The organism is Pantoea agglomerans NBRC 102470 (genome assembly GCF_001598475.1).
Classification (GTDB): Bacteria; Pseudomonadota; Gammaproteobacteria; order Enterobacterales; family Enterobacteriaceae; genus Pantoea; species Pantoea agglomerans.
The window spans coordinates 344,819-369,525 of the sequence record NZ_BCZA01000006.1; the positions used below are offsets into that span (position 1 = coordinate 344,819).

General features: G+C 57.5%; 22 protein-coding genes. 17 read left to right on the plus strand and 5 right to left on the minus strand.

What is annotated here, in order from left to right:
• The first annotated feature begins 172 nt into the window (after positions 1-172).
• The 11 genes from PAG01S_RS14185 to PAG01S_RS14235 all read left to right on the plus strand — a co-directional run bounded on the left by PAG01S_RS14185 (position 173) and on the right by PAG01S_RS14235 (position 10,779).
• A complete protein-coding gene (locus PAG01S_RS14185) occupies positions 173-985 on the plus strand; it encodes a MetQ/NlpA family ABC transporter substrate-binding protein (RefSeq protein WP_033768553.1) in 813 nt (270 codons plus the stop codon).
• Positions 982-2,016, plus strand: coding sequence for a methionine ABC transporter ATP-binding protein (locus PAG01S_RS14190; RefSeq protein WP_010670742.1), 1,035 nt, complete (start codon positions 982-984; stop codon positions 2,014-2,016). The genes PAG01S_RS14185 and PAG01S_RS14190 overlap by 4 nt, the downstream gene beginning before the upstream one ends.
• Positions 2,000-2,668: a methionine ABC transporter permease gene (locus PAG01S_RS14195; protein ID WP_010670743.1), complete on the plus strand. Its 669-nt coding sequence runs from the start codon at positions 2,000-2,002 to the stop codon at positions 2,666-2,668. The genes PAG01S_RS14190 and PAG01S_RS14195 overlap by 17 nt, the downstream gene beginning before the upstream one ends.
• Before the next feature lie 3 nt (positions 2,669-2,671).
• A complete protein-coding gene (locus tag PAG01S_RS14200) occupies positions 2,672-4,987 on the plus strand; it encodes a molybdopterin-dependent oxidoreductase (protein WP_062759179.1) in 2,316 nt (771 codons plus the stop codon).
• A 131-nt stretch (positions 4,988-5,118) separates the two neighbouring features.
• Positions 5,119-6,138 (plus strand): isopenicillin N synthase family dioxygenase, encoded by a 1,020-nt coding sequence (locus PAG01S_RS14205; protein ID WP_010670745.1) that lies wholly within the window; start codon positions 5,119-5,121, stop codon positions 6,136-6,138.
• A 22-nt stretch (positions 6,139-6,160) separates the two neighbouring features.
• On the plus strand, positions 6,161-6,964 hold the full coding sequence (locus tag PAG01S_RS14210) for a MetQ/NlpA family ABC transporter substrate-binding protein (RefSeq protein ID WP_062759325.1): 804 nt from the start codon (positions 6,161-6,163) through the stop codon (positions 6,962-6,964).
• Positions 6,957-7,745, plus strand: a complete 789-nt coding sequence (locus PAG01S_RS14215; RefSeq protein ID WP_010670747.1) for a methionine ABC transporter ATP-binding protein — start codon at positions 6,957-6,959, stop codon at positions 7,743-7,745. Before PAG01S_RS14210 ends, PAG01S_RS14215 begins: the two co-directional genes overlap by 8 nt.
• A complete protein-coding gene (locus PAG01S_RS14220) occupies positions 7,733-8,401 on the plus strand; it encodes a methionine ABC transporter permease (protein WP_022624728.1) in 669 nt (222 codons plus the stop codon). Before PAG01S_RS14215 ends, PAG01S_RS14220 begins: the two co-directional genes overlap by 13 nt.
• Positions 8,402-8,410: 9 nt before the next feature.
• A complete protein-coding gene (locus PAG01S_RS14225; RefSeq protein ID WP_062759181.1) occupies positions 8,411-9,481 on the plus strand; it encodes an iron-containing alcohol dehydrogenase family protein in 1,071 nt (356 codons plus the stop codon).
• A gap of 97 nt (positions 9,482-9,578) precedes the next feature.
• Positions 9,579-10,181, plus strand: coding sequence for an NAD(P)H-dependent oxidoreductase (locus PAG01S_RS14230; protein WP_062759183.1), 603 nt, complete (start codon positions 9,579-9,581; stop codon positions 10,179-10,181).
• Positions 10,171-10,779 (plus strand): TetR/AcrR family transcriptional regulator, encoded by a 609-nt coding sequence (locus PAG01S_RS14235; protein ID WP_062759185.1) that lies wholly within the window; start codon positions 10,171-10,173, stop codon positions 10,777-10,779. Before PAG01S_RS14230 ends, PAG01S_RS14235 begins: the two co-directional genes overlap by 11 nt.
• 86 nt (positions 10,780-10,865) lie before the next feature.
• Here PAG01S_RS14235 and malG read toward each other — a convergent pair whose 3' ends face one another.
• The 3 genes from malG to malE all read right to left on the minus strand — a co-directional run bounded on the left by malG (position 10,866) and on the right by malE (position 14,678).
• Positions 10,866-11,756, minus strand: coding sequence for a maltose ABC transporter permease MalG (malG, locus tag PAG01S_RS14240; protein ID WP_010247369.1), 891 nt, complete (start codon positions 11,754-11,756; stop codon positions 10,866-10,868).
• Between the two features lie 150 nt (positions 11,757-11,906).
• Complete coding sequence (gene malF / locus PAG01S_RS14245; protein WP_062759187.1) at positions 11,907-13,430, minus strand: maltose ABC transporter permease MalF; 1,524 nt, start codon at positions 13,428-13,430, stop codon at positions 11,907-11,909.
• Between the two features lie 57 nt (positions 13,431-13,487).
• A complete protein-coding gene (gene malE, locus PAG01S_RS14250; RefSeq protein WP_010247363.1) occupies positions 13,488-14,678 on the minus strand; it encodes a maltose/maltodextrin ABC transporter substrate-binding protein MalE in 1,191 nt (396 codons plus the stop codon).
• Between the two features lie 362 nt (positions 14,679-15,040).
• On the opposite strand from malE, the gene malK reads away from it, so the two are divergent.
• The 6 genes from malK (at position 15,041) to PAG01S_RS14280 (ending at position 19,860) form a co-directional block, all read left to right on the plus strand.
• Positions 15,041-16,150, plus strand: a complete 1,110-nt coding sequence (malK, locus tag PAG01S_RS14255) for a maltose/maltodextrin ABC transporter ATP-binding protein MalK (RefSeq protein WP_010247360.1) — start codon at positions 15,041-15,043, stop codon at positions 16,148-16,150.
• A gap of 43 nt (positions 16,151-16,193) precedes the next feature.
• A complete protein-coding gene (locus tag PAG01S_RS14260) occupies positions 16,194-17,495 on the plus strand; it encodes a maltoporin (protein WP_033760237.1) in 1,302 nt (433 codons plus the stop codon).
• Between the two features lie 102 nt (positions 17,496-17,597).
• Positions 17,598-18,536 (plus strand): maltose operon protein MalM, encoded by a 939-nt coding sequence (malM, locus tag PAG01S_RS14265; protein WP_062759189.1) that lies wholly within the window; start codon positions 17,598-17,600, stop codon positions 18,534-18,536.
• Between the two features lie 188 nt (positions 18,537-18,724).
• Positions 18,725-18,940: a type II toxin-antitoxin system Phd/YefM family antitoxin gene (locus PAG01S_RS14270; RefSeq protein ID WP_033773851.1), complete on the plus strand. Its 216-nt coding sequence runs from the start codon at positions 18,725-18,727 to the stop codon at positions 18,938-18,940.
• 98 nt (positions 18,941-19,038) lie between these two features.
• Entirely contained in the window at positions 19,039-19,383 is a 345-nt protein-coding gene (locus PAG01S_RS14275) for a type II toxin-antitoxin system PrlF family antitoxin (protein WP_033773852.1), read from the plus strand.
• A gap of 6 nt (positions 19,384-19,389) precedes the next feature.
• Positions 19,390-19,860, plus strand: a complete 471-nt coding sequence (locus PAG01S_RS14280; protein ID WP_045140153.1) for a type II toxin-antitoxin system YhaV family toxin — start codon at positions 19,390-19,392, stop codon at positions 19,858-19,860.
• Between the two features lie 188 nt (positions 19,861-20,048).
• Here PAG01S_RS14280 and malQ read toward each other — a convergent pair whose 3' ends face one another.
• Positions 20,049-22,124: a 4-alpha-glucanotransferase gene (gene malQ / locus PAG01S_RS14285; protein WP_062759191.1), complete on the minus strand. Its 2,076-nt coding sequence runs from the start codon at positions 22,122-22,124 to the stop codon at positions 20,049-20,051.
• Between the two features lie 8 nt (positions 22,125-22,132).
• The gene (gene malP, locus PAG01S_RS14290; RefSeq protein WP_062759193.1) at positions 22,133-24,535 is read right to left on the minus strand and encodes a maltodextrin phosphorylase; all 2,403 of its coding nucleotides are present in this window, start codon (positions 24,533-24,535) and stop codon (positions 22,133-22,135) included.
• Positions 24,536-24,707: the final 172 nt, after the last annotated feature.

Here is a 24,707-nt window from a genome sequence, read left to right on the forward strand (position 1 = left end):
GACATTAAAATCTTTAGCAGAAATAACGCTGTTCTTTGCAAGGATTCGAATATCCAGCGTGTGACTATCGTTAGCATAAATAAGCCAAAGTCGGGGCTGGGTTTTGCCTGTTCCTCTCCGCGATGGCTGTGATTAAATCGATCGCTCTCACAATAATGAATCAGGGCAAACAATGCAGATCACATCCCGGGGAATTATTCTGGCACTGACCACCGCCAGCCTTTTTATTTCTGCCGCTCAGGCAGCCGACCAGAAGAAAATACGGATTGGATTTAATCCAGGGCCTTATAAAGAGCAATTTGAAAAAGGCGTCGCGCCCTTATTAATCAGGCAGGGGTATACCCTGGAGTATAAAGATTTCAGTGATGGAATTCAGGTTAATGATGCTGTTCATCGCGGGACGATTGACGCCAATATCATGCAGCATCCCGTCTATCTGAAGTCGGTTAATGACCGGCTTGGCATTGATAACGTTGGGATTGTGCAGGTGCCGACCCCGCCAATGGGGCTCTACTCTGGGCGCGTGAAAACGCTGACTCAACCCGCGCCGGGCAGCACGGTCTCTGTGCCCAATCAGCCCTCAAATGAGTACCGGGCGGCGCTGTTACTCCAGAGCATCGGCTGGCTCAAAATCAGCCCCGATAGCGATGCTGCCACTTTTTCGCAGAAAAATATCACGGAAAATCCCTACAAAATCGTGCTCAAAGAGATGGATAACGCTCAGCAGGTGCGTGCACTTCCCGACGTTGACTATGGAGTCATTCAGGGCAACTTCGCGGTATCCAGTGGCATGAAACTCAATTCGGCACTGAAACTGGAAGCGGCAACCAGCCAGTTTATTAACGTGGTGACGGTTGCCGGTAAAAATAAGCAGGCTCAGTTTGCCCGTGACATTATTGCCGGCTACCACTCAGCAGAATTTAAAACCTACATCACCGGTAATGCGCAGTATGCGGGCTATCTGCTGCCAGATTATTTCAAATGAGTCAGGTAGCCATTGCGTTTCGCCATGTCAGCAAAACGTTTGCGCGTAACGGTGCAGAAGTGCAGGCGCTGAAGGAGATTAATCTGCGCATCAATCAGGGTGACATCTTTGGCGTCATCGGCACCAGTGGAGCCGGAAAAAGTACGCTGCTGCGCCTGATTAATCACCTGGAGACCCCCACAACCGGCTCGGTTGAGGTGCAGGGTGAAGCGTTACAAGGGATCAGCAAAAAGCGCTTAATTCAGGTCAAAAAGCAGATTGGCATGATCTTCCAGCACTTCAATTTGCTCAATGCCCGAACGGTGTTTCACAACGTCGCCATCCCACTGATTTTGCAGGGCCGGGATAAAGATTTTATCGCCACCCGCGTGGCGGAGCTGCTGGCGTTTGTTAACCTCAGCGACAAAGCCCACAGCTATCCGGATGAACTCTCCGGCGGTCAAAAACAGCGCGTCGGAATTGCCCGCGCGCTGGCAACCAATCCCGCGATTCTGTTGTGTGATGAGGCGACCTCCGCGCTGGATCCCCAGACCACGGTACAGATTCTGCTGCTGTTACAGGAGATTAATCAGCGTTACGGCATCACCATTGTCCTGATCACCCATGAGATGTCGGTGGTACAGAAGATCTGCAACCGGATGGCGGTGATGGAGCAGGGCCGTATCGTTGAACAGGGCGATGTCCTGTCGCTGTTTGCTGAACCGCAACAGTCGGTGAGCGCCAGCTTTGTGCAGTCCGTCATCCACGATCGTCTGCCACAGCAGACCCTTGCGCTGTTAAGCCAGCATCCGGCTGTCGACGTGTTGCGGCTGGAGTTTGTCGGCAGCACGGCACAACAGCCGATCATCAATCGCCTGATCCGTGAACATGAGGTTGAAGTGAATATCCTGTTCGCCAGCATGACGGAAGTACAGCGTACCATTCTGGGTTTCATGATTGTGCAGATCAAAGGCGAGCCCGCAAGACGCGAGGCGGCCATCCAGTTTCTCATCGCGACCGGAGTGAAAATCAGTGATGTCAGAACTCTTTGAAACCGCCGTTACCGGCGATCAGTTCCTGACGGCGATGCAGGACACGCTGATCATGGTGGCGTTGTCGCTGGGCTTTGGTTCGCTGCTGGGCCTGCCGCTTGGCATTGTGCTGGTGATCTGTCGTCCGGGTGGGATACAGCCGAATCGACTGGTACATCAGTTGCTGAACCCGATCGTGAATATCATCCGTTCACTGCCGTTTATTATTCTGCTGATCACGATTCTGCCGCTGACGCGCCTGCTGGTGAACACCACCATCGGTACGGCGGGGGCCATTGTGCCGCTGGTGATATTTATCGCGCCCTATATTTCACGGCTGGTGGAGAATGCGCTGCTGGAGGTGGATGAGGGCATTCTGGAGTCAGCCAATGCGATGGGTGCCACCACGCTGCAGACCATATGGTATTTCATGATACCGGAAGCCGCCTCGTCGCTGGTGTTAGCTCTGACCACCGCCACTATCGGCCTGCTGGGTGCGACGGCAATGGCGGGCACGGTGGGCGGCGGCGGTATTGGCGACCTCGCCATTACTTACGGCTATCAGCGCTTTGATGCCTTTGCCACGATTTCGACTGCGCTGGTGCTGATTGTCATTGTCCAGCTACTGCAAACCCTGGGTACGCGTCTCTCGCGCCGTATCCGACGCGAGTGAGCCATGAAAAAGAATGATTTAGCCGTTATGCACTGGGGCACGTATCACGTCACCACCGATGGGGACACGCTGACGTCGGTCAGGCCGGTGGCGTGGGACCGTAATCCCTCTGCGATCGGGCAGTCGTTACCGGGCGCGGTGCAAAGCGAAACCCGGGTCAAAAATCCGGCCGTCAGGCTCGGTTATCTCCAGAGCAGAAGCGCATCCCGCAACGGGCGCGGCAAAGAGCCGTTTGTGGAGGTGAGCTGGGATGTTGCGTTGCAACTGGTGGCGGAGGAGCTGGGGCGTGTCAAAACAGAGCACGGCAATCAGGCGATCTACGCCGGCTCTTACGGCTGGTCGAGTGCCGGACGTTTCCATCATGCCCAGAGCCAGCTTCATCGTTTCTTTAACCACTATGGCGGCTATATCGCCAGCACCAACACCTACAGCATTGCGGCCGGTGAACGCACGCTGCCGCACATCATCGGCAACCTCGATGAGTTACAACGTCACCATACCCATTGGCCGGTTCTGGCAGAGCATTGCGAACTGTTTGTGGCTATCGGGGGTTTGCCGCTGCGCAATGCGCAGATCAATGGCGGCGGGGCTAATGACCATGCGCTTTCTCATTGGTTAACCACGCTACGGCAGAATGGCACCCGGTTTATCAACATCAGTCCGGTCAGAAACGATCTCGCTGGGGTGGCGGATGCGGAGTGGCTGGCGATACAGCCCGGCTCCGATACGGCGCTGTTACTGGCAATCGGGCAGGTGTTAATTACTGAATCTCTCTATGACGCGCCATTCACAGAACGTTACACGGTGGGCTTTGACCACTATGCCGCCTACCTGCTGGGTGAACGCGACGGTATAGCTAAAACGCCAGAATGGGCCGCTCCGCTGACCGGGCTGGCGGCCGCGGAGATCCGTGCGTTGGCACGGCAGATGGTGGCGCATAAAACGATGGTGAATATTGCGTGGTCAGTGCAGCGGGCGCGGCAGGGCGAGCAGGCTTTCTGGGCCACCGTTGCGACTAGCGCTCTGCTGGGTCAGATCGGCACGCCCGGCGGCGGGCTGGGCTTTGGTTACGCCTCAACCAATCTGGCCGGTGCCGCCCGGCGACAGTTTTCCGGGCCTCGTCTGCCCGCCGGTCATAATCCGGTTCAGGAGACGATTCCGGTGGCACGCATCGCCGACATGTTGCTCAATCCCGGAGGGCACTATGAGTTTGATGGGCAACAGCGGGTCTATCCCGACATCCGGCTGGTCTACTGGGCGGGCGGCAATGTCTTTCATCATCATCAGGATATCAACAAGCTGATACGCGCCTGGCAGCGGCCGGACACTGTAATTGTGCATGAGCAGTTCTGGACGGCGCAGGCAAAATTTGCCGACATCGTGCTGCCTGCGACCACGTCGCTGGAGCGTGAAGATATTGGCAGCGCCAGCAACGACGGTTTTATCATCGCCATGCCGCAGCATCTGCCGCCGTTTGCAGCTGCAAAATCGGATTACGCAATTTTTGCCGCTCTGTCGCAGCGGCTCGGTTTTGCTGACGCCTTTACGCAGGGGCGTGATGAGCGCCAGTGGCTTCAGTCACTCTATGAAGATTCCCGGCCACGCGCGGCAGCGCAGGGCATCGAACTGCCGCCCTTTGAGGCGTTCTGGTCACAGGGAGTGGTGGAGTATCCCGCGCCAGAGACGCCGCAGATCCTGCTAAAAGCGTTTCGCGATAACCCTGAGTCAGCCCCGCTCAGCACGCCGTCGGGGAAAATCGAGCTTTTTTCTCAGCAGGTGGCCGATTTCGGGTATGACGAAGCGCCCGGATTTGCCTGCTGGTATGCGCCGGAATACCAGGCGCAACAGCAGGAAAAGCAGCAGTGGCCGTTGCATCTGCTCTCCAGCCAGCCACGGACCCGGTTGCATAGTCAGTACGATCATGGACGGGTCAGCCGGGCCACCAAAATTGCCGGGCGTGAGCCACTCTGGATGCATCCTGAAGATGCTGCTGCGCGCGGCATTGAGGAGAACAGCATCGTAAAAGTCTTTAACGGACGCGGCGCGCTGCTGGCGGGTGTGCATCTGACGCAGGATATCCTGCCGGGTGTCGTACAGATGTCGACCGGCGCCTGGTATGACCCGCTCGATCAGCAGGAGGGCCAGCCGCTGGATAAACACGGCAATCCCAATGTGCTGACCCAGGATAGCGGCAGTTCACGACTCGGCCAGGGGTGCAGTGCGCAGACCTGTTTTGTCGAGATTGCGCTTTATCAACAGCCTTTGCCTGAGATTACGGCATGGTTACCGCCGGCATTCGTGGCGTGGAGCGCAGAGTAATCTGCGGGTTTAAAGCCCGCGGCGTGGTGGGATATTCCCATCCGTCGCATATACATAGCAGGATTAGTTGGTAGTTAACGCATAAATGAAATGGCAGTGTAAAGCGATTCCATGCCAACAGAGTGTCAATCATGAGCGCGTTAACCACAGCAGAATTGCCGGTAATTGATTTCGCATTATTGTCAGGTAATCAACAGCAGCAGCAACAGGTCCTGGAAAAATTAAGCCAGGCCGCGCGTGATGTCGGTTTCTTCTATTTAATCAATCACGGCATCGACCGTGAACTATTAGATGAGGTTCAGCACGTCGCGCGGAAATTTTTTGCCCTGCCACAGGCGGATAAATCCGCAGTGGCGATGGCGAACTCGCCGCATTTTCGCGGCTATAACCTGGCGGGGGTTGAAATAACCCGCAGCCAGCCTGACTATCGCGAGCAGTTTGATATTGGTGCGGAACGGGAAGCGCTGCCCGTTACCGCCGATTCACCCACCTGGCAACGGATGCAGGGGCCGAATCAGTGGCCTGAAGCTTTACCTGAACTGCAAACGGTGGTCACCCGCTGGCAGCAGCAGATGACAGCGGTGGCGCTGGAGCTGCTGCGCGCCTTTGCCGGGGCACTGAATCTGCCGCGCAACGCCTTCGATAACCTCTATGGCGACTATCCCAACGAACATATCAAACTGATCCGTTATCCGGGCCGCACGGAGGGCGAATCACGCCAGGGTGTTGGCGCGCACAAAGATTCAGGCTTCCTGACGATGTTACTGCAGGACGATCAGCCGGGCTTACAGGTGGAAGTGACGCCGGACAACTGGATCGATGCCTCACCACTGCCGGGCGCGTTTGTGGTGAACATTGGCGAGCTGCTGGAGCTGGCAACCAACGGTTATCTTCGCGCAACGGTGCACCGTGTGGTGTCGCCACCGCAGAGCAGCGAGCGCTTATCCATCGCCTTTTTCCTTGGCGCGCAACTCGACGCCGTGGTGCCGATCTATCAACTGCCTCCTCAGCTGGCTGAACTGGCACAGGGACCGAGCAGCGATCCGCTTAATCCGCTGCTGCGCGAAGTGGGCTGGAACTATCTTAAAGGCCGGCTGCGTTCGCACCCGGAAGTTGCCCAGCGTTTCTACCCCGAACACAACACCCACTGATAACGATAAGAGATAAATGATGATGATTAAAAAGCGCTTTCTGGCCCTTGCCGGTCTTTCACTGCTGATTGCCCAGAGTTTACAGGCCGCGCCGCTGCGCGTAGCGGCCGATCCGCTGCCACATGCGGAAATCCTGGAGTATGTCAAAACCCTGGATCCGAAACTGGATCTCAAAATTGTTGAGCTGAGCGGGGGCGTGAATGCCAATGAGCTGCTGGCCGCCGGGGATGTGGATGCCAACTACTTCCAGCATCTGCCTTACCTGAAAGATCAGGAGAAGGCGCTGGGGAAAACCTTTGCCGTGGCCGCCAGTGTTCACATCGAGCCGCTGGGTATCTATTCGCGGAAAGTGAAAAGTTTAGCGGCGCTACCTGAAGGGGCCAGCATTGCGGTACCGAACAACACCACTAACCTGAGCCGCGCACTCTGGCTGTTGCAGGACAAAGGGGTGATCAAACTCAACGCGCAGGGTGAAACGGGTTCGACGCTGGTGACGCCAAAAGATATCAGTGAAAACCCGAAGAAAATTAAGATCGTTGAGATTGAGTCGCCGCAACTGCCACGCTCGCTGGATGATGTGGATGCCGCAATTATCAACGGCAACTACGCGCTGGAAGCCGGTCTGACCCCGGCGAAAGATGCGCTGGGACTGGAGTCTGCAACACATAATCCCTACGCCAACCTGCTGGTAACGACGCCAGAACTGGCGAAAGATCCCCGCGTGTTACAGCTGGCGAAAGATCTGCGCTCGCCGCAGGTAGCGGAGTTTATCCGTAAAAATTATCAGGGCTCAGTGATTCCGGTCGCGGACCAGCAGCATGATTAAACTCAGTCATCTCAGCAAACAGTATCCTGGCGCATCTGCGCCAGCGTTAGACGACATCTCACTCACCATCGAAGAAGGGACCATCTTTGGCATCCTTGGCCGGAGCGGAGCGGGAAAAAGTACACTATTGCGCTGCCTCAATCGGCTGGAGAGTCCCACCAGCGGCCTGATTGAAATCGACGGGCAGGATCTCGCTGCGATGAGCCTGGCGCAACTGCGTCAGCAGCGACAGCAGATGGGGATGATCTTCCAGCACTTCAATCTGCTGCATTCGCGCAACGTGCAGGACAACGTCGATCTGGCGCTGGAGATTGCCGGTGTGCCTGCGGCTGAACGCCGCGAGCGGGTCGCATCGCTGCTGAAACTGGTGGGGCTGGCCTCCTTTGCGGCGGCCTGGCCGTCGCAGCTCTCCGGTGGACAGAAACAGCGCGTCGGCATCGCCCGCGCGCTGGCCGCCCGACCCCGTTACCTGCTGTGCGATGAGGCGACCAGCGCGCTGGATCCCGAAACCACCACTTCGATTCTCGATCTGCTGGCCGATATTCAGCAGCAGCTCAATATCACCATTGTATTGATCACCCATGAAATGGCGGTGGTGAAGCGGATTTGTGACGGGGCGGCGCTGCTTGAGAATGGCCAGCTGGTTGAGAGCGGCAGCCTGAGCCAGATCATGGGACGTGAAGAGGGACGCCTGCGCAAAATGCTGCTGAAGGATGGCGAAGCAGACCGGGCGTTTATCGAAAAATATCAGCGTGAGGCGTTAACCCGATGCGTAGCATGAGTAGTGAGCGGTTTCAGGAACTGCTGCTGAACGCCACTGGCGAAACACTGTATATGGTGTTGCTGGCGGCCCTTTTCACGGTCGCGATAGGGCTGCCGGTAGGCGTGCTGCTATTTCTGACCCGGCCAAAAGGCATTCTGCCCAACCGCGCGATTTCACTGCTGCTGAATACGCTGGTAAATACCGGACGCGCCTTGCCATTTGTGGTGCTGCTGATTGCGCTGATCCCCTTTACCCGTCTGCTGGTCGGCACCACGCTGGGCAGCACTGCCGCTATTGTGCCGATTACGCTGGGGGCATTTCCCTTTTTCGCCCGCATCGTGGAGAACGCGCTGGATGAGGTCGACCGCGGCCGTATAGAAGCGGTGGTATCAATGGGCGGTACCCTGTGGCATATCGTCAGCCGTGTGCTGCTGCCGGAAGCGCTTCCCGCGCTGGTGGCGGGCGTTACCCTGACGATTGTGATGTTGATTGGCTTCTCGGCGATGGCGGGTGTGGTTGGCGGTGGCGGGCTGGGCGATCTGGCGATTCGCTACGGTTATCAGCGCTTTGATAACCAAATCATGGCGGCCACCATTGTGGTGCTGCTGGCGCTGGTGATGCTGATTCAGAAACTCGGCGACCGGCTGGTGCGCTCGCTGGCTTATCGTCGATAAGGAGCAACCATGTTTCGCGTGATGTCGCCGAAAGGCTTTCTGCAACGGCCAGGGCTGCGGGCCGGGGTGGGAGAAATTATCCGGCCGCTTGCCTCGCATATTCACATCTTCACCTCGCCGCGGGCCTGGCAGGCGGTGAATCCTGACATGAGCATAAGTCTGGAACGGGCGGGGATCCGCTGGCAGCTCGATACGCTGACCGGTGAGTGTACCGATGCGGCGATTGCTGCCCTGCAACAGCAGGTGCAGACGCACGGCGCTACCCTGATTCTGGCCGTCGGCGGCGGGCGGGTTCTGGACTGCGCCAAAGCGGTCAATGATGCGCTGCCGGATATCCGGCTGGTTAACTTCGCCACGCTGGCCGCCACCTGTGCCGCCTGGTCTCCGCTGGCGATTATCTATGATGAGCGCGGCGGCCATCTGCGCAGCCAGCCGCTTAATGCCATGCCGGAGCGGATTCTGGTGGACAGCGAGGTCATCGCCCGCAGCGAGGTACGCTATCTGCGGGCCGGGATCGTGGATGCGCTGGCCAAATGGTTTGAATTTGAGCCTTATCAGCGACAGACGCCGCACCAGCTGGCGCTGGATCTTAAAGTCGCAGCCGCCTGGCAGGCGGTAACGGTGCTGAAACGCTGGGGAGACACGGCGGTGGCCGATAACATCAGGCAGCAGGTCACCCCGGCTCTGGAGAAAGTGATTGAAGCCAACATTGTGCTGGCGGGGCTGGCTAACAGTATTCAGGATGCGATGGCGACTCCCGGCTTTGCCCATATCATCCACGATCGCCTGACTCACCAGCCGGAGCTGCATCACTGGCTGCATGGTGAAAAGGTCGGTTTCAGCTTGCTGGTACAATCCTGGATTGAACAGCAGGGTAAGCAGGTGGAGCCTGAACTCCTGGCGCTGCTGCGCCGTTTCCACTCGCCTCTGACGCTGCCTGCGGCGATTAACGCGGATAGGATGAGACAGATTGCGCAGCAGATCCATTTCCCCTCCGCCAGCCTGGCGCACCTTCCCTTTACGTTCGATCACCCTCTGCTGGAGCAGGCCTTGCTGGCGACTTCTGCGTTTAAACAGTAAGTGCGGTCAGCGAATTGATCAGTGGTCGCCGCTTGCTAACCTACCAATAGTAACTTACCTTTAGTAGCTTAATGACTAATCAGGTAAGGTGACGACGATGCATGCATTAATAGTGACTTCCCATCCCAATCAGGACGCTCACACCCATCGCGTGGCGGACCAGCTGGCGCAGGGCATTATCGCGACAGGCCAACATACGGCTGAAAAGGCCGATCTGGCGGCAGAAGGGTTTGATCCACGTTTTACGCTCAGCGATCACAGACATTTCAACGCTCTGGCGCCGACGCCACCCGATGTGCTGGCAGAACAGCAGCGGCTGGATCGTGCCGATGCGCTGGTGCTGGTCTATCCGGTCTACTGGTGGTCATTTCCGGCACAGCTTAAAGGCTGGATAGACCGTGTCTTCATCGCGGGCTGGGCCTTTGATGAGCAGGATGGCCATATCGTAAAACGCCTCGGCCATCTTCCCGTGCATCTGGTTGCGATTGGCGCGGCTGACACCCGAACCTTTCTGCGGCGCGGCTATTTCGCCAGCATGCGGAATCAGATCGATCACGGCATCTTTGACTATTGCGGTGCGCCGGTGGTGACCAGTGAACTGTTGCTTAGCGGCGATGAAGGTTATCCTGAGTCACACTATCAGCTGGCGCATCAACTGGGCCAGCGTCTGTTCGCCCATCAGGAAAAACATGACCGTTGAAAAAACACCCCGTAAGCGTCTGTCACGCGAAGCACGACGCAGGCAGTTGTCAGACGTCGCGTGGCAGATAATGCAAACCGAAGGCAGCGAGGCACTGACGCTGGCCAGAGTCGGCGACGCGGCGGGGGTCAGTAAACCGGTGGTTTATGACCACTTCACCACCCGTCATGGATTGCTGGCGGCGTTGTATGACGATTTTGATCGTCGCCAGACCGAAAAGATGGAAGCGGCGATGAATGCCGCACCGATGGTGATGCAACAAAAAGCGGAAGTGCTTGCGGCCTGTTATGTGGATTGTGTGATGACGGAGGGGCGTGAGATTCCGGAGTTGCTGTCAGCGCTCAGCACCTCGCCGGAACTGGCTGCCGTCAAACGCCACTATCAGCTCGACTTTATCGCCCGCTGTCAGCGCTGGTTTGCCCCTCTGGCTGGCAGCAGCGGCATTCCGGAAGCAGGCATGTGGGGCTTGCTGGGGGGCGCGGATGCCATCGCAGGCGCGGTGGCACGCGGCGATGTCAGCAAACCGGAAGGAGAGCAGGCGATCACTGCCATGGTCGTGGCGCTGGTGGCAGGCAGCCGTGCGTCGGAATCGGATTAGCATAAAAAAGGCGGCCCGCAGGCCGCCGAATCCTTCAACCACAACAGGCGTTGTGTAAGTAGTGGCAACGTACAATGATGATCGTTTTAGCCTTTCACCCCGCCCGCGGTTAAACCGCTCACCAGCCAGCGCTGCGCCAGCAGGAAAACAAGGGTGATCGGAATCGCGGAGAGCACCGCCGCAGCGGCGAAATCGCCCCACAGATAATTCTGCGGATTGAGGTACTGCTGCATCCCGACCGCCAGGGTGTAGCTGTTCACATCGCGCAGCAGCAGCGAGGCGACCGGCACTTCAGTCACCGCGGCGATAAACGCCAGAATAAACACCACCGCCAGAATCGGCACCGACAGCGGCAGCAGCACCAGCCGGAACGCCTGCCACGGCGTTGCGCCATCCAGCGCGGCCGCCTCTTCCAGTGACCCGTCGATAGTCTCGAAATAGCCTTTGATGGTCCAGACATGCAGCGCGATACCGCCCAGATAGGCGAAGATCACCCCACCGTGGGTATTCAGCCCGATAAAGGGCAGATACTGGCCGAGACGATCAAACAGGGCATAGAGCGCCACCAGCGACAGCACCGCCGGGAACATCTGGAATATCAGCATCCCTTTCAGCAGGCTGGCACGGCCGGTAAAGCGCATACGGGCAAAGGCATAGGCGCAGGTGGTAGAGAGCGCCACGATGCCCAGCGCACTGATTGCCGCAATCTTGATCGAGTTCCATAACCAGAGCAGCACCGGGAAGGGCGGCGGTGTCACCCGGCCATCCGCATGTTCCACGCTGAAACCCAGCGCCAGCCGCCAGTGCTCCCATGAGATCTGCTCCGGGATCAGGCTGCCGGTGGCGAAGTTCCCGGCACGCAGCGAAATCGCAATCACCATCAGCAGGGGAAAGAGAATCGCCGCGATAAATAACAGCAGCAGCAGATGCGTGGTGAACAGACGCAGCCGTTGCGATTTCGGTTGTACCATAGCCATAACAACTCCTCAGAGCCTGGTCCCTCAGGCTATTTTATTTGTCAGTCTGAACCCGGGCAGTGCTCACAATCCTCACCTCCCAGGTTCCGGTTGTTCCACGCTCTTCGCGTCCGGACTGCCTGCAACCATGACGCCAGTCGGGCCAGGCGCTTAGTCGAATTTCATCCGCGAGGCTTTCAGGTTAATCACCGCCAGCGCACCCACCAGCAGGAAGATCAGCGTGGCGATAGCGGCGGCCAGCCCAAAGTCCTGCCCGCCGCCGCCTTCAAAGGCGATACGCCAGGTGTAGTTCACCAGCAAATCGGTGTAACCGGCTGGCGTGGTGGTGCCGAGGCGATCCGGCCCGCCGTTGGTGAGTAACTGCACCAGAACAAAGTTATTAAAGTTAAAGGCAAAGCTGGCGATCATCAGCGGCATCAGTGGTTTCAGCAGCAGCGGCAGAGTAATCAGGAAGAAGTTCTGCAGCGGTCCCGCACCGTCCATCGCCGAGGCTTCATAGAGATCGTCCGGAATTGCCTTCAGCAGGCCCATGCAGAGGATCATCATGTAGGGGTAGCCGAGCCAGGTATTGACGATAATCAGCATGGTGCGCGCCAGCGTCGGGTCGCTGAACCAGGCCGGCTTCACGCCAAACAGCGCGCTGAGCATCACATTGATTTCACCAAAGCTCTGGTTGAACAGTCCTTTGAAAATCAGTATCGAGATAAACGCTGGCACGGCATAAGGCAGAATCAGCATCACCCGATAGACCGCTTTGCCGCGCAACGCCTCCCACTGCACCAGACAGGCCAGCACCATTCCCACCGCGACGGTCAGCACCACCGTGATCAGCGAGAAGAGTAGCGTCCAGCCAAATATCGCCAGGAACGGCTTCTGAATCCCTTCGTCAGTAAACACCCGCACGAAGTTTTTCCAGCCGGTATTCACGGTAAAGCCGGGACTCAGGGTTTCGTTCGCCCAACTGCCGTCGGCGTTAATCGCCTGGTAGAAACCAGTCTGCGGATTAGCACGATAGCGCGCGTTACTCTGCTGGTTGATCAGCTCATCCTGCACACCCACCCGATAGAGCGGCTGGGTGCCGGAGAACTGGCGCAGCGAACTCATCCGTAACTGACGACCATCCGGCATTTCCGCCCGGATCTGGCTCAGTGCCTGACGATGGGTCGTGATCGCTCTGAAGTTCGCCCGTTCACCTGAAGGTGCAGCAGCAGGGGCCATTTTCAGGGTCTGTTCAGCGCCAAACTGAAACGGCGGTGAAACATAGTTTTTGCCATCATTCAGCACCAGCTGCCAGCGCTCGCCGGCCGGGAACAGAGAAAAACTGACTGCTTCACCCGACTGGAAGGTGCGGCCCAGCAAAACCTGCTGCGCCCGTTCAAAGGTGAGCTGGTTGCTGCTGCTGTAGTTGGTAAAGGCAATGGCAATCGTGCAGGCGAGAGGGAACAGTACAAACAGCGCCATTCCCGCCACGCCGGGATAGACATAACGCCACGCATAGGCGCGACGGTTAGCAAAAATCCACAGTCCGGTCGCACTGAGGATCAGCGTCAGCAGCGCAAACAGATATTCGCCCTGCGCGTACATCAGCACCAGCAGATAGCCGACCAGCAGACAGCAGATCCCGATGAGAACGCTTTTCAACAGCACACTGCGCGTTTTCGGTTTTCCTGACATGATGCGGTTTTCCTTAACGGTCACTCAAGCCGGGTTGCCCCGGCTGCAAGGGGAGAATTACTTCTTCAGACGGGCCTGAGCATCTTTCAGTGCGGCGTCGACGCTCTGACGACCGCCCAGCGCGTTCAGGGTAGCGGTGCGCATCGCATACCAGAATGCCGCCATCTGCGGGATATTCGGCATGATGTCACCCTGACGGGCATTGTTCATGGTGGCGGCGATACGCGAATCTTTTTCCAGCGTCTGCTGGAAAGATTTCAGCGCCACAGCACCCAGCGGCTTATCTTTGTTGACCGCATCCAGGCCGGTGTCAGTCAGCAGATAATTCTCCAGGAACTCTTTCGCCAGCTCTTTGTTAGGACTGGCGGCGTTGATCCCGGCACTCAGCACGCCGACAAAGGCTTTCGACGGTTTACCGTTCAGGGTTGGCAATTCGGTGACGCCATAGTCGATGCCGCTCTTGTCGAGGTTGCCCCACGCCCACGGACCATTAATGGTCATGGCGGTTTCGCCTTTGTTAAAGGCGGCCTCAGCAATCGAATAATCGGTGTCCGCATTCAGGGTTTTGGCTTTAACCTGATCGACCAGGAACTGCATGCCCGCTTTAGCTCCGGCGTTATCGACGCCGACATCCTTCACGTCATAATGTCCGTCGGTGAGCTTAAAGGCGTAAGCCCCGCCTGCGGCCAGCAGCGGCCAGGTGAAGTAGGGTTCCTGCAGGTTAAACATGATGGCGCTTTTGCCTTTGGCGCGCAGTTGCTTGTCGAGACCGGCAATCTCTTCCCAGGTTTTTGGCGGGTTCGGCAGCAGCTTTTTGTTGTAGATCAGTGACAGCGACTCAACGGAGATCGGATAGCCAATCAGCTTGCCGTCAAAGCGCACCGCGTCCCAGGTGAACGGGAAAATCTTCTCGCGGAAGCTGGCATCCGGCGTGATCTCAGCCAGCAGGCCGGATTGCGCATAGCCGCCGAAACGGTCATGTGCCCAGAAGATAATATCCGGGCCATCGCCGGTCGCCGCGACCTGCGGATACTTCTCTTCCATTTTGTCAGGATGTTCGACCGTAACTTTGATGCCGGTCTCCTGCTCAAATTTCTTACCCACTTCGGCAAGGCCGTTGTAGCCCTTGTCACCGTTGATCCAGATGACCAGTTTACCTTCCTCAATTTTTGCCATCGCGCTGGCCGAAAAGAGCACGGCAGAGAGGGCAGAAAGGGCCAGAATTCTTGCTCCGGTTTTCATCGTCATAAATCCATCCTGTTAGCGGAAGTGGTGAATGCTTTACCGGCATCATTGTGCTTATCCGCCACGGCTTCTCATCCTCCTCTGCTCTACGCCCCTCGGCCTGCCGCTGTGATCGCGCTGGCAAAAAGCCCCTCAAGCGGGCGCTTACGCGGCAAAAATTCCTGCGGGTCTGCGTGAGCGATCACAAAAAAGCGCGGCAGCGTGCGGGCCGCGGCGTCAGCCCGCGTTTCTCCTCCTCCCGCCTCCTCCCCCAGCGGAATGCAGTGCGGTGGAGGATGTTACCGTCTGTTTCCTCTCGCATAGTGAGCCCCGGAACCCGTCTGCCGCTGGGCAGGCACGACTATGCAGCTAAGAGGGAAGGGATCATGGCGAGCGTTGTGTTACGCAATGTCACGAAAGCCTGGGGCGATACGGTGGTGTCGAAAGATATCGATCTCACTATTCGTGAAGGGGAATTTGTTGTTTTCGTCGGCCCATCAGGCTGTGGCAAATCGACGCTGCTGCGCATGATTGCCGGGCTGGAGACCATCACCAGCGGCGAGCTGTTAATCGGCGACCGGCGCATGAATGAAGTGCCGCCCGCCGAACGCGGCATCGGCATGGTGTTTCAGTCCTATGCGCTCTATCCCCATCTGTCGGTGGCGGAGAACATGTCTTTTGGCCTCAAACTCGCCGGGGTGAAAAAAGCGGAGATCCAGCAGCGGGTTAATCAGGTGGCGGAGATTCTGCAACTGGCGCATCTGCTCGATCGCCGGCCTAAAGCCCTCTCTGGCGGGCAGCGTCAGCGCGTGGCGATTGGCCGCACGCTGGTGGCGGAACCGCGCGTCTTCCTGCTGGATGAACCACTGTCGAACCTTGACGCCGCGCTGCGCGTTCAGATGCGCATTGAGATCTCCCGTCTGCATAAGCGCCTGAAGCGCACCATGATTTACGTGACCCACGATCAGATCGAAGCGATGACGCTGGCCGACAAAATCGTGGTGCTGGATGCCGGACGTATTGCGCAGGTCGGTAAGCCGCTTGAGCTGTACCACTATCCCGCCAACCGCTTTGTCGCCGGATTTATCGGCTCACCAAAAATGAATTTCCTGCCGGTCAAAGTGACCGCCACCGCCATCGATCAGGTTCAGGTGCGGCTGCCGAATCAGCAGCTGGTCTGGCTGCCGGTTGACAGCGCCGGTGTGCAGGTCGGCAGCAACATGTCACTGGGTATTCGCCCGGAACATCTGCTCTCCAGCGATATCGCCGACGTCACCCTGGAAGGGGAAGTGCAGGTGGTGGAACAGCTGGGGCATGAAACACAGATCCACATCGAGATTCCCGCTATCCGTCAGAACCTGGTTTACCGCCAGGAGGACGTCGTGCTGGTAAAAGAGGGCGCCATCCTCGGTATTGGCCTGCCGCCCGAGCGTTGTCACCTGTTCCGCGAGGACGGGAGCGCGTGCCGCAGGCTGTATCAGGAGCCGGGTGTATAGCCCTGCCAAAAACAATAAAAGCAATGACCTCAGGAGATAGAAAATGTTAACTCTGCGCAAACTTCCCATCGCCGTTGCCGTCGCGGTGGGAACCCTCTCCGCCCCGACGATGGCGGTTGATTTTACCGGTTACGCCCGTTCCGGCATTGGCTGGACCGGCAGCGGTGGTGAACAGCAATGTTTCCAGGCCACCGGTGCCCAAAGTAAATACCGTCTGGGCAACGAATGTGAAACCTACGCCGAACTGAAATTAGGCCAGGAAGTGTGGAAAGAGGGCGACAAAAGCTTCTATTTCGACACCAACGTGGCTTACTCCGTGGCACAGCAGAATGACTGGGAAGCCACATCGCCCGCCTTCCGTGAAGCCAACGTAAAAGGTAAAAACCTGATCGACGCGCTGCCAGGCTCTACCATCTGGGCCGGTAAGCGTTTCTATCAGCGTCATGACGTCCATATGATCGACTTCTACTACTGGGATATTTCCGGTCCGGGTGCCGGTCTGGAAGATGTCGATCTCGGCTTCGGTAAACTCTCTTTCGCCGCAACCCGTTCATCTGAAGCGGGCGGCTCTTACACCTTCTCCAGCGATCGTATCCGTGACTTCGCCACCAGTACTGCCAACGACGTGTTTGATGTGCGTCTGGCCGGTCTGGAAACCAACACCAACGGCGTGCTGGAGCTGGGTGTCGACTACGGTCGCGCTAATGCCCGTGACGACTACCGTCTGGAAGAGGGGGCTTCTAAAGATGGCTGGATGTTCACTGCTGAACATACCCAGAGCATGCTGAAGGGCTATAACAAATTCGTACTGCAGTATGCCACCGATGCGCTGACCTCTCAGGGCAAAGGCGTGCCGCAGGGCACCAGCCTCAATAACAATGGTGACATGTATCGCATCCTCGACCACGGTGCGATCTCGCTGGCCGAACGCTGGGATCTGATGTACGTCGCTATGTACCAGAACATCGATCTGGACAACAACCGCGGCACCGAGTGGTACACCGTGGGTGTGCGTCCGATGTACAAATGGACGCCGATTATGAGCACGTTGCTGGAACTGGGCTACGACAACGTCAAATCACAGCAGGCTAACGAGCGCAACGGCCAGTACAAAGTGACGCTGGCGCAGCAGTGGCAGGCGGGCGACAGCATCTGGTCACGTCCGGCTCTGCGTCTGTTCGCGACCTACGCCAAATGGGATGAAAAGTGGGGTTACAACAAAGATAACTCAGGCGATCTCACCACCTTCGCCTCTGCGGACACCAGCGGCAACGGCATCCTGACCAACAGCCGTGGTAAAGACGATGAAGTGACCTTCGGCGCGCAGATGGAAATCTGGTGGTAAGCCAGCACCTTTTCTGACAGGCGCGCCTGCGCCTGATGGATCTCTTTGGTCGCGGTGTGCCATTGCCTGGTTCACGCCGCGACCTGCAATAAGGTAGACATAATGAAAATGAAAAAACTGGCTGCACTCTGCCTGAGTGCGGCGTTACTGACAGGACACGCGCTTCCCGCCCTGGCGGATGTCAATCTGGTGCCGCAGGATCTCTCGTCCGCACCGGTCGTGGCACCCGAGACACTGCAACGCCTGAGCTGGCAACCGTTGGCTGCTTCTCAGACACAGACAACAAAACTCGCTAACAGCGGACAGACGCTGTATGCGCCACACATTGCCGGTCCGGTCGCGGCCTACAGTCTGCCCGCCAATATCGGCGAACTGACGCTGACGCTGAGCAGTGAAGTGGCGAACGGTCAGGTTTTCGCGCCGAACGTGCTGGTGCTGGATGAAAACCTGCGTCCTGCGGCCTGGTTTCCCAGCCGCTACTTTACCTATCAGAAGCCGGGCGTGATGGCGGCAGATCGACTGGAAGGGGTGATGAAATTAACCCCGGCGCTGGGTCAGCAAAAAATCTACCTGCTGGTGTTTACCACCGACAGCGATCTGACACAAACCACCACGCTGCTTGACCCGGCCAAGGCCTACGCGCAGGGCACCGGTCATGCGGTACCGGATATTCCCGATCCCGTCGCCCGCCACAGCCGGGAAGGGACAATCAAGCTGAAGATGCAGACCAGTTCCGGCTCATCCATTCTGGTCGGGCCGCTGTTTGGTTCATCCGGCCCGAGCGCGGTGACCGTCGGCAATACCGCACCTGCGGCAGCGTACAGCGCAGCACCGGCGCCTGCACCCGCCGCAGCGCCCGCGCCAAAAGCCCATGCGGAACCGATCATGAGCGACACCGAGAGTTACTTTAACCAGAAGATCAGACAGGCGGTGAACAGCGGTAATATCGATAAGGCGCTGAAACTGCTGGATGAAGCCGAGCGGCTGGGTTCCACCTCTGCCCGGCAGACCTTTATCAGTAGTGTTAAAGGCAAGGGGTGAAGCTGCCCCGACAATACTGATGTTGTTCCATCTGGTGCGCTGCGGCGCACCTTTTTTTGTTGCAGAGATCCTGATTGCATGATTTTTTTGCGTGGTTTTACGCATTGCGTAAGTCATGCTGTGGGCAATAGCGTTTGATGAATATAGGCTAACTAAGCTGTTTCAGGGATGACTTTTCTGGAGGCTAAATGCGAAGTTATACGACAACACAGGCCCGAAAATATCTTGCTGAAATCATGGATATCGTGATGGCGGGTGAGCCTGTGATTATCACCCGGCGGGGCGGTTCTGCTGCTGTGCTTATCAGTCGCGAAGAGTTTGATGTCTGGCAGGAAATAAAACAGGGTGCCAATTTTTCAGTCGATACGGAAAAGCGTAATCAGAAACTTTTAATGAAGACTTAGTAACAAAACATTCGCTCTTATCGCGATCAATGCATTTGCATTGCCAATGCACTTGCATTACTGTTGCGCTATCTTGTTTTTTCTAGTGAGAATCCGCAATGGGAACTTTGACTCATGCAAACATCTCTCTGCGTGCTTCATCAAAACTGACAGCCCGCAGCCAGACCACTATCCCTGCCGCAGTTCGTGATGCGATGAATCTGCAACCTGGTGAGAATATCGAATACGCTGTTCTGCCGGGCGGCAAAGTCCTTATTACCCGTCAGGAAACGGTGACTGATGATGATCCAGTGATGGCGAGCTTTCTGAGTTTTCTTGCTGCTGACATACGCAACACACCTGCAAATATTAAAACGCTGGATCGAGGATTATTAACTCGCATTACATCGTTGACCGAAGGTATGGACGTTGATTTGGATGCTCCACTCATGGACGATGAGTAATTAAGTATGGAAGACAGCACGGTTATAAATGGATGGCACGTTTATGTTCATCCCTGTTTTGAATCGCAGCTGATTGCGCTGACCAATGAAGTGGAGTTACTCAGGGCTAAATATCCTGAAAGTTACCAGCGAAAAGCGACGACTAAGCTTTTAGCCGCTGTGTTTAAAGTTATCAATAGTGAGATTTGCGCCGATCCACATCAGGCAAAGTTTCGCCAGGGCGATACGCTGGGAGAACAAAATAAGCATTGGTTCCGTGCAAAGTTTTTGATGCAGTATCGTTTGTTCTTTAGATTCAGCGAGCAACATAAAACCATCATCCTTGCATGGATGAATGACGCTGAGACCAAACGTGCTTATGGCAGTATGCGTGACGCCTATAAAGTATTTTCAGGAATGTTGCATAACGGCTATCCACCTGACGACTGGGCATTGCTGTTAAAGCAATCTCAGGATTGGGCGAAGATAAATTCTTAAGTTCATTAAATCCTGAACAGAATCCGGTTAGTGTTTTCAGACGCTCGTGCTCAGGGTGATCTTATCACTGTTGAGAGGCGCTGATTACAGTAGCAGAGTGCGAGCCGTTGCCGGCCCGCACGCTGTAATAACTGAAAATGATGTAAAACAGGCTGCGTCAGACACGAGTCTGAGTCGCGCGTTAACCTTCAATTGCGCAGTAGTCGCTTCCGGCGTGCCGTCAGATCACGCAGCAGCGTGTCAGTGGCAGGATCGCTGAACAGCGTTTCAAGCGTGGCGCTGAGCTTGCGTCGCCAGTTCGGATATTCATCGCTGGTGCCCGGAATATTGACCGGCGTCGCCATATCCAGCCAGTCCTCCGGTTGCAGTCCCAGCAGGGCGCTGTGGCTATCAGCCAGATAGCGCTGCATCGCCCGGTTTAATGCCTTGCTCATGCCGGTGCGACGTGCATCGCGTCCGGGACGTTTCGGCAGGGCACCAACGCGATGCAGACTCTGCAGCAGCGCCTGCTTCGCCCGCAGCCGATCCTGATACAGCCCGGCCAGCACCACTTTGTCAGGATAGAGGCCGAGTTGTGCGCCGGTGGTCAAATCATCGCTCTGCCACCAGCCACGCAGCGTCGGAAGATCGTGAGTGGTGGCGACCGCCATTGCCTGCCGTGGCCATTCGGCGGGCGGACGAAAACTGTGGGCTGACTCCTGCTCAAAATAGAGCACCTTATAGGAGTAGACCCCGCCATCGCGCAGCTTATCGACAATCGCTTCCGGCACCGTACCGAGATCTTCGCCAATTACCATGCAGCGATGACGCTGACTTTCCAGCGCCAGAATCGCCAGCAGATCGTCGATGGGATAGTGCACGTAGGCACCGTGCATCGCGCTTTCACCGGCCGGAATCCACCACAGCCGCATTAGCGCCATCACATGGTCAATGCGCAGTGCGCCGCAGTGACGCATGTTGGCGCGCAGCAGGGCGATCCACGGCTCCCAGGCGCGCTGACGCATCACCTGCGGATCCATGGGCGGCAATCCCCAGTCCTGGCCGCGCGGGCCGAGAATATCGGGCGGCGCACCGATGCTGGCCTCCATGCAGTAGAGATCGCGCTCGCTCCAGGTCTCTGCGCCACCCTGCGCAACACCCACCGCCAGATCGCGGTAAAGTCCAATCGGCATCTGCTGCTGCTGGCAGATGTCCCAGCAGTCGGCAAACTGCTTCGCGGCCAGCCACTGCAGCCAGAGCCAGAAGCGCACCTGATCGGCGTGCTGTTGCAGGAAGGCCTGCACGGCCGGACTGCCGGGATCCTGCAACGCCTCCGGCCACACCGGCCAGCCCCAGCGATCACTATCCTGTGCTATCTGATCGGCGTGCAGCGCATCAAACAGCGCCTGATGCTGAAGACTCTCGCCTCCTTCACGTATAAATCCATTAAACGCCTGCACCTCGGGATCGCTGGCGTCACGCTGAGTAAACTGCGGCCACGCCAGTCTCAGCGCGGCAATTTTCAGCCGGGTCACCGCCGCATAATCCACCCAATCTGCTGCACGAGCCTGTTCCAGCGCCTGTTCTGTTTCCGGACGTTGCCACCAGGCCTGAGCGGCAGTGCTCTGCCGGAAATCAGCGACTGCGCCCACATCGATGTAGAGCACATTGAGCCAGCGCCGGGACGAGGGGCTGTAAGGGCTGGCACTCTCCGGGCTGGAGGGAAACAGCGCATGGATAGGGTTAAGACCGATAAACGCGCCGCCGCGTGCGGCTACCTCCGGCAGCATCCGGCGCAGATCGCCAAAGTCGCCGATTCCCCAGTTCTCCGCCGAGCGCAGGGTATAGAGCTGCACGCAGGCGCCCCATATTGACTCACCTGCCAGCAGGGCCGGGGGTTCATAACAGCGGGCCGGGGCAATTATTATCCGGCACGACCACTGCTGCGCACCCTGTTGCAGCGTCAGCTCATGATAGCCTTCTGGCAGCGGCGGCAGATGCAGCGGCTGAGCGGGCTGGCAGCGACCTGAGCTGATTTCACCCGCTTCACTGGTGAGATGCCAGTGGGTATCGTCAGCGAGCTGTGGCGACAGGCTCAGCAGATCGCCGCTGCGAAAAATCACCACCGGTGGCAGTGGCGTGCTCAGCGGATGGCAAGGCTGCATCACCGCCAGCAAACGCTGGCGGGTCAGGGTCGGGATCGCCTGTGGCTTGCCGTGAGCATTGATATACTCAGCGGCGATGCCCGCCCGGGAGAAATCGTCCATAACCGGATCTGTTTTCATGGCGTTCCTTAGCGTTTCGCTTGCCAGATGCGCTGCTGGTAATCGCGGATAGCGCGATCGGAGCTGAACATGCCACAGCGTGCGGTATTGAGGATGGTGGCACGTGTCCAGGCCTCCTGATCGCTCCACAGCGCTTCTACCTGCGCCTGCGCGTCAAGGTAGGGCTGGAAGTCAGCCAGTACCAGATAGGGATCACCGCCTTCGGGGCCGAGACTCTGCAACATCGCATCAAAGGCGTGGCAGTCGCCCTGGCTGAAGGTGCCATCTTCCAGCGCCAGTAAGACCTGATTGAGCTGCGGATCTTTCTTGCGCCACTGCGCCGGGGCATAACCGTCTGCTTTTAACGCCACCACCTGTTCCACGGTATGCCCGAAGATAAAGATGTTCTCACTGCCAACCTGCTCAGCGATCTCAACGTTCGCTCCATCCAGTGTGCCGATGGTCAGTGCGCCATTCAGCGCCAGCTTCATATTTCCGGTGCCGGACGCTTCTTTACCAGCGGTGGAGATCTGTTCGGAAAGGTCGGCGGCGGGAATCAGCCGCTCGGCGACGGAGACGTTGTAATCGGGAATAAACACGACTTTCAGACGGTCACCGATGCGGGGATCCTGATTGATCACCTCGGCCACTTTGTTGATGGCATAGATGATGTTTTTCGCCAGTGCATAGCCGGGTGCGGCTTTGGCACCAAACAGCACCACGCGCGGCGTACGGTTGGCCTGCGGATCGGTGACCAGCGTCTGCCACAGCGCAATGATGTGCAGCAGGCTCAGATGCTGACGTTTGTACTCATGCAGTCGTTTGATCTGTACGTCAAACAGCGCGGTGGGGTCAATCTCAATGCCGGTCCGCTGTTTCACCCAGTGCGCCAGCGAGACTTTGTTCTGCTGCTTGATGGCGCGATATTCCGCGCAGAAGGCGGCGTCATCCGCAAAGGCTTCCAGCCCCTGCAAGGCATCGAGATCGTTCAGCCAGGGTTTTTGCAATGTCCGGGTGATCAGGGCACTCAGCGCCGGGTTGCACTGATTGATCCAGCGGCGCGGCGTAATGCCGTTGGTCACGTTGTGAAATTTCTCTGGCCACATCTGGTGATATTCCGGGAAGAGATCCTGCACCACCAGTTTCGAGTGCAGCGCTGCCACACCGTTGACCGCGAACCCGCTGGTCACGCAGAGGTTCGCCATCCGCAGCTGGTTATTATGCACCAGCGCCAGTCTGGCCCACTTCGCTTCATCGTCTGGCCAGCGCGCCGTGACAGCCGTTTTTAGCTGCGCGTTCAGGGTATTGATGATCATCATATGGCGCGGCAGCAGACTGCGCACCAGACGCACATCCCAGCACTCCAGCGCTTCCGGCATCAGGGTGTGATTGGTGTAGGCAAAGGTGTGCTGTGTGATCTGCCAGGCGCGATCCCAGCTCAGCTGATGCTCATCCAGCAGCAGACGCATCAGCTCCGGGATGGCCAGCGTCGGATGGGTGTCATTAAGCTGGATCACTTCATGATCGGCCAGGGTTTCGATGCTGCGTCCGGCCCGATGATGGCGACGCAGAATGTCAGCCAGCGCGCAGGCGCACTGAAAATATTGCTGCATCAGACGCAGTTTTTTACCGTTCTGATGATTGTCATTGGGGTAGAGCACTTTAGTCAGTTTTTCAGCATCAATACCCTGTTGCTCCGCGCGCAGAAAGTCGCCGTCGTTGAAGCGACTCAGGTTAAACGGCTGGGCATGTTTCGCCTGCCATAGACGCAGTGGCTGGCTGATACCATTCTGATAACCCACCACCGGCAGATCCCAGGCTTCGCCGAGCAGTTCAAACGCCGGTTGCCACTGTGGCTGACCCGCAACCGTCACCACTTTACCGCCCAGTCCGACCCGCACGTTAAGCGCGGCGTTGTGGTTAAACCACGGATAGCGGTCGCGCTGCCAGTCATCCGGGCCTTCAATCTGCGCGCCCTGTTCGAAGCGCTGCCGGAACAGACCGTACTGATAGTTCAGACCGTAGCCCGTAGCGGGCTGACCCACATTCGCCATGGAATCCAGGAAACAGGCTGCCAGACGACCCAGGCCGCCATTACCCAGCGCCGGATCCGTTTCGGTTTCCAGCACGTCAGTGAGTGAGATATTCCAGGCGGCCAGGGCCTCGTTGACCGCGTCATACCAGCCCAGGTTCAGCAGGTTGTTGCCGGTCAGGCGACCGATCAAAAACTCCATCGACAGATAGTTAACATGGCGCAGTTCTGTCGGGGCCGGGGGAGCAGGCTGCGCGGCCAGCATATCGGCCAGCGCACCGCTGAGTGCCTGCCACCACTGTGTCGTGGTCATCTCCTGCGCATCGCGCAGGCCAAAACGCTGCCACTGACGGGTCAGGGCAGCATTGAACTGAATCGGGTTGAAATCGGGCTGTGTCATGGTTGATGTCCTGTAAAAACGGAAAATGGGTCAATGTGGCGACAGTCTGCCCGCGCGGAAACCCTCGCTCATCCTCCTGCAAAGAATTAGCGGAGGAGGATGGGGAGGGTGGAGAGGATGAGGCTAATCCGAAATCGTTGAAGGAGTGTGATAGCGCACGCTTTTGTAAAGA